Source organism: Kocuria tytonicola, from assembly GCF_003687455.1.
GTDB lineage: Bacteria > Actinomycetota > Actinomycetes > Actinomycetales > Micrococcaceae > Kocuria > Kocuria tytonicola.
Window position 1 is genome coordinate 1 of sequence record NZ_PHOA01000128.1, and the last position, 5,466, is coordinate 5,466.

Annotated in this window: 7 protein-coding genes; all 7 read left to right on the plus strand. The window is 72.2% G+C overall.

Annotated features, from left to right (window positions below):
* Positions 1-152: 152 nt before the first annotated feature.
* The 7 genes from recR to purQ all read left to right on the plus strand — a co-directional run bounded on the left by recR (position 153) and on the right by purQ (position 5,342).
* On the plus strand, positions 153-758 hold the full coding sequence (gene recR, locus CWC38_RS10715; RefSeq protein ID WP_121846721.1) for a recombination mediator RecR: 606 nt from the start codon (positions 153-155) through the stop codon (positions 756-758).
* A gap of 130 nt (positions 759-888) precedes the next feature.
* Entirely contained in the window at positions 889-2,175 is a 1,287-nt protein-coding gene (locus CWC38_RS10720) for an aspartate kinase (protein WP_121846722.1), read from the plus strand.
* 13 nt (positions 2,176-2,188) lie between these two features.
* Positions 2,189-2,851: a MarR family winged helix-turn-helix transcriptional regulator gene (locus CWC38_RS12280; RefSeq protein ID WP_121846723.1), complete on the plus strand. Its 663-nt coding sequence runs from the start codon at positions 2,189-2,191 to the stop codon at positions 2,849-2,851.
* Positions 2,844-3,776, plus strand: coding sequence for a 3-methyladenine DNA glycosylase (locus tag CWC38_RS10730; RefSeq protein ID WP_121846724.1), 933 nt, complete (start codon positions 2,844-2,846; stop codon positions 3,774-3,776). The genes CWC38_RS12280 and CWC38_RS10730 overlap by 8 nt, the downstream gene beginning before the upstream one ends.
* Positions 3,773-4,141 carry a Rieske 2Fe-2S domain-containing protein gene (locus tag CWC38_RS10735; RefSeq protein WP_121846725.1) on the plus strand — a complete coding sequence of 123 codons (369 nt, stop codon included), beginning with the start codon at positions 3,773-3,775 and terminating at the stop codon, positions 4,139-4,141. The genes CWC38_RS10730 and CWC38_RS10735 overlap by 4 nt, the downstream gene beginning before the upstream one ends.
* 149 nt (positions 4,142-4,290) lie before the next feature.
* A complete protein-coding gene (gene purS / locus CWC38_RS10740; protein WP_121846726.1) occupies positions 4,291-4,548 on the plus strand; it encodes a phosphoribosylformylglycinamidine synthase subunit PurS in 258 nt (85 codons plus the stop codon).
* A gap of 35 nt (positions 4,549-4,583) precedes the next feature.
* A complete protein-coding gene (gene purQ / locus CWC38_RS10745) occupies positions 4,584-5,342 on the plus strand; it encodes a phosphoribosylformylglycinamidine synthase subunit PurQ (protein WP_439108841.1) in 759 nt (252 codons plus the stop codon).
* The last annotated feature ends 124 nt before the right edge of the window (positions 5,343-5,466 follow it).

The following is a 5,466-nucleotide window of genomic DNA, read 5'->3' on the forward strand; positions in this document are numbered from 1 at the left end:
CCCACGACACGGCACAGTGACCAGGGGCCCCGCCGCACCACCCCCGTGACACCGTGGTCCCCGGTGCAGACCCCGGCCACCTCCACGGACCCCGATCGAGGCCCCGGCTCCGGCCACGGCCTCGATCACGAGAATCTTCACGAAGGAGCACGGTGTACGAAGGACCGGTTCAGGACCTCATCGACGAGCTGGGGCGGCTGCCCGGCGTGGGCCCCAAGTCCGCCCAGCGCATCGCGTTCCACCTGCTGGACGCGGACAAGGACGAGGTCCAGCAGCTCGTGGACGCCATCTCCACGGTGAAGACCTCGGTGTCCTTCTGCGTGGTCTGCGGCAACGTGACCGAGCAGGAGGAGTGCGCCATCTGCCGTGACGCCCGCCGGGACCGCAGCGTGATCTGCGTGGTGGAGGAGTCCAAGGACGTCATGGCCATCGAACGCACGCGCAGCTACCGGGGGCTCTACCACGTGCTGGGCGGGGCCATCTCCCCGCTGCAGGGCGTGGGCCCGGACCAGCTGCGCATCCGCGAGCTGATGACCCGGCTCTCGGACGAGACGGTGCAGGAGATCGTGCTGGCCACGGATCCCAACCTGGAGGGCGAGGCCACCGCCACGTACCTGTCCCGCATGCTGAAGACCCTGGGGATCCGGGTCACCCGCCTCGCCTCGGGTCTCCCGGTGGGCGGGGACCTGGAGTACGCGGACGAGGTCACGCTGGGCCGGGCGTTCGAGGGCCGCACGGTGGTTGCCGAGGGGCGGTAGCCCCGTGGCCCCCCGCGGCCTGCGCGGCCCACCGGTGGCGGCGAGCCGCTAGCATTGAGCACTGAATCCCCGACCGAACCCGGCAAATACCCGCGCCCCGGCGCCGGGTCCCAGCCCGCGAGAGGAATGCATGAGCCTCATTGTCCAGAAGTTCGGCGGTTCGTCGGTCTCCGATGCCGACGGCATCCGCCGCGTCGCCCGGCGTGTGGCCGAGACCAGGAACGCCGGTCACCGGGTGGTCGTGGTGGTCTCCGCCATGGGTGACACCACGGACGACCTCCTGGACCTCGCCCGGGAGGTGGCCCGCAAGCCACCGGCCCGCGAGCTGGACATGCTGCTGACCTCCGGCGAGCGGATCTCCATGGCGCTGCTGGCCATGGCCATCTCGGACCTCGGCGTGCCCGCCCAGTCCTTCACCGGTTCCCAGGCCGGGATGATCACGGACGGCGCGCACGGTGCGGCCAAGCTCGTGGAGGTCAGCCCCCGGCGGGTGAGCGAGGCGCTGGAGAACGACAACGTGGCGATCATCGCCGGCTTCCAGGGTGTGCACCGTTCCACGAGCGACATCACCACGCTGGGCCGCGGCGGCTCGGACACCACCGCCGTGGCACTGGCCGCCGCCCTGGACGCGGACGTGTGCGAGATCTACTCGGACGTGGACGGCGTCTACACCGCGGACCCGCGGATCGTGCCCTCGGCCCAGAAGCTGGACCGGGTCTCCTCCGAGGAGATGCTGGAGCTGGCCGCGAACGGCGCGAAGATCCTGCACCTGCGCTGCGTGGAGTACGCCCGCCGCTTCAACGTGCCGCTGCACGTCCGCTCGTCCTTCACCCACAACGAGGGCACCTGGGTCATCCCCAGCCCCCACGAGAACCTCACGCCGCAGAAGGAGATCCCCTTGGAACAGCCGCTGATCGCCGGAATCGCCCATGATCGCAGCCAAGCCAAGATCACGATCGTGGGCGCACCGGACCACCCGGGCATCGCCTCCCGCATCTTCCGTCTGCTCGCGGACGCCGAGGTGTACGTGGACATGATCGTGCAGAACGTCTCCACGGGCGAGCACCCCCTCACGGACGTCTCCTTCACCCTGGACGAGTCCCAGGGCACCCTGGCCCTGAACCTGCTGCGCGCCGCCGAGGAGAAGATCGGCTACACCCGCCTGGACTACAACGACCAGGTGGGCAAGCTGTCCCTCGTGGGCGCCGGGATGAAGACCAACACGGGCGTGGCGTTCACGTTCTTCCAGGCGCTCGCGGACGCCAACATCAACGTGGACATGATCTCCACGTCCGAGGTCCGGATCTCGATCGTCACCTCCGTGGAGAAGCTGGACGACGCCGTGCGCGCCGTGCACACGGCCTTCGGCCTGGACTCCTCCGAGCAGGCCACGGTCTACGGAGGCACGGGGCGCTGACCCCGCGCACCCCATGACCAGCAGCACCTCACCCCCGGGTTCCCGGCGGGACGACGCCGCCGCGCCCGCTCCCGCACCCGCGGACGGTCCCGGAGCTCCCACCAACGTGGCCGCCGTCAGGACCGCCGACGGCCGACCGGGCACCGGGCAGAACGCCCCGGGAGCGGCCGCCTCCGGGAACGGGGCCGCAACCGGCCCCACCGATGACCCCCTGGCCCTGGCCAACCAGCTGTGCTTCTCACTGTCCGTGGCCTCGCGCATGGTGGTGCAGAGCTACCGCCCGGTCCTGGATCCGCTGGGGCTCACGCACCCGCAGTACCTGGTGATGCTGGCGCTGTGGGACTCCCAGCCGCGCACGGTCAAGGACCTGGGCGAGCAGCTGATGCAGGACTCGGCCACGCTGTCCCCGCTGCTCAAGCGCCTGGAGGCCCGCGGCTACCTCACCCGCGAACGGGATCCCCGCAATGAACGGGCGCTCGCGGTCTCCCTGACGGGGAAGGGCAGGGAGCTGCGGGAACGGGCCATGGCGGTGCCCACCCGGATGATGGACCGGCTGGACGTGTCCCGCGACCAGGTGCACCTGCTCAACGAGGGCATGCACCGGCTCATCTCCGCCGCGCAGGCGCTGGGCCCGGATGCCGAGCAGGGCCGGGCGCAGGACCCTTGCGATGAGTGAGTCAGCGACCAGGACGCGGCCCGAGGTGCTCACCCGGGAGCAGTGGACGCAGCGGGCACGGGCTCACGAGGATCGCGTCTCGCGCTACACCCAGCCGTTCCTGGACCGGCGGTTCCGAGGCGAGAAGCACCCCGTGGAGGACTTCCTCTTCACCTACTACACGCTCTCCCCCGCGCAGTTCACCCGCTGGCACCCGGGCCCCGGGGTCGTCCTCCTGGGCGCCCCCGAGCGGGCGGACTGGAAGTTCTACCGCCCGGCCACGCGCGCGGAGCTCACGGCGGCCGGCGCGCGGGAGGTCGCGGGCGGCGTCGTCGTGGACGCTGCGGCGTTCCTGACCAAGCGCGGGACGGCGGTGCGCTTCACGCGCGAGATCCTGGCGAACACCGCGGCGAGGAGCGGCACGTTCGACTGCTTCGGGCTGCACGAGTGGGCCATGGCGTACCGCGCGGAGGAGAACGGCGTGCGCCACGAGGACGCGGGCCTGCGCCTGGGCTCGCGCGGCACGGACGCCGTGGTGGAGGGCCACCGGATCCGCTGCTCGCACTTCGACGCGTTCCGCTTCTTCCAGCCCCAGGCCGTGGAGCGCAACGAGCTGCAGCCCACCCGGCAGGCCCAGCGCACCCTGGAGCAACCGGGGTGCCTGCACGCCACCATGGACCTCTACAAGTGGGCGTACAAGCTGCTGCCCGCGGTGGACTCGGACCTGCTGGCGGACTGCTTCGAGCTCGCGTGGGACGTGCGCCGCACGGACATGGAGGCCTCCCCCTACGACCTCGCGGACTGGGGCTACGAGCCGGTGCGGATCGAGACGCCCGAGGGCAAGGCCGAGTACGTGCGCCGGCAGCGGGCCTTCGCCGCGCGCGGCACTGCGCTGCGCGAGCGGCTGCTCGCCGCCACGGAGCGGATCCTGGAGTCCGCCGCGTGAGCTGGCACCCGGTTCCCGACGCCGCCGCGCTCGCCCGAGCGCTCACGGCACCGGCCAGCGCGGTGCCCGTGCGGGTGGCCGGGGTCCCCCTGGTCCTCACCCGCGACGAGGACGGCACGCTGCGCGCACTGTCCAACGAGTGCCCGCACCAGGGTGCCACGGTGTGCCGCGCCGCGGAGCACGGCGTGGCCTCCCTGGAGTGCCCCAACCACTACTGGGTCTTCGACCTCACGGGCACGTTCCAGGGCTCCCGGCTCGCCCTGGACAGGGGACGCACCGCCCCACCGGACCCGGCCAAGAACCTCCGGGAGCGCCCGTGCCGGGAGACGGCCGGGCTCATCGAGGTCCAGCTCCCAGAGCGCTGACGCGGCACCGGGGCGGGCACCCACTAGAGTGGGGGGCGCAAGCTCGCGGAGCGTCGTCGTCGCCCGGGGAGATCCCCGGAAGGCGCCCGGCGTGAGACGGCACGGACTCCGCGCGCCGACCACTGCCACACCGCGTACAGGAGCGTTCCATGGCCCGAATCGTCGTCGACGTCATGCCCAAGCCGGAAATCCTCGACCCGCAGGGCAAGGCCATTGCGAACGAGCTGCCCCGCATCGGTCTCAGCGGCTTCACCGAGGTCCGCCAGGGCCGCCGTTTCGAGCTCACCGTGGAGGGCGAGGCCACCGAGCAGATGCTGGCCCAGGCCCGCGAGGCGGCGGAGAAGCTGCTCTCCAACCCGGTGATCGAGGACGTGGTGAACGTCAGCGCACTGCCCGAGGAGCACTGAGCGTGGCGCAGCAGCCGAGCCCCGAGCAGACGCCCCTGGTGGCGGACCTCTCCCAGCCCGCGCCGGACTCCCGCCTCGCGGACGTGCGCGTGGGCGTGGTGACCTTCCCGGGCACCCTGGACGACCGCGACGCCGCCCGCGCCGTGGACATCGCCGGCGGCACCGCCGTACCGCTCTGGTACGCGGACGAGGACCTGCAGGGCGTGGACGCCGTGATCCTGCCCGGCGGCTTCTCCTACGGGGACTACCTGCGGGCCGGTGCGATCGCGCGCTTCGCCCCGCTGATGGACCGGATCGTGGACGCCGCGAGCTCCGACGGCGGGATGCCCGTGCTGGGGATCTGCAACGGCTTCCAGGTGCTCACCGAGGCCCACCTGCTGCCCGGGTCCATGATCAAGAACGAGCGGCTGAAGTTCATCTGCCGGGACCAGGCCCTGCGCGTGGAGAACACGGACACCGCGTGGACCGGGCGCTTCACCGCGGGCCAGGAGATCGTGGTGCCGCTGAAGAACCAGGACGGCCAGTACGTGGCGGACCAGCGCACCCTGGACGAGCTCGAGGCCGAGCACCGCGTGGTGTTCCGCTACACCGGCGGCAACCCGAACGGCTCCCGCAACGACATCGCCGGGATCACCAACGCCCGGGGCAACGTGGTGGGCCTCATGCCCCACCCCGAGCACGCCGTGGAGCCCGGTTTCGGCGCGGACCTCTCCGGGGCCGGCCCCGTGGGCATGCGCGAGGGCACGGACGGGCTGGACGTGTTCGTCTCCGCTCTGGAGCACCTGCTCCGCTGACGCGCCCACGCGGCCGACGCCGCCCGCGGAGGTTCGCGAGCGACGTCGTCCGCCGCGCGCACTGCCCCCGGGCCGCGTCCCGGGCGCGGCACCCCCGCGCCGCCACCGGCACGCCCCACCGACC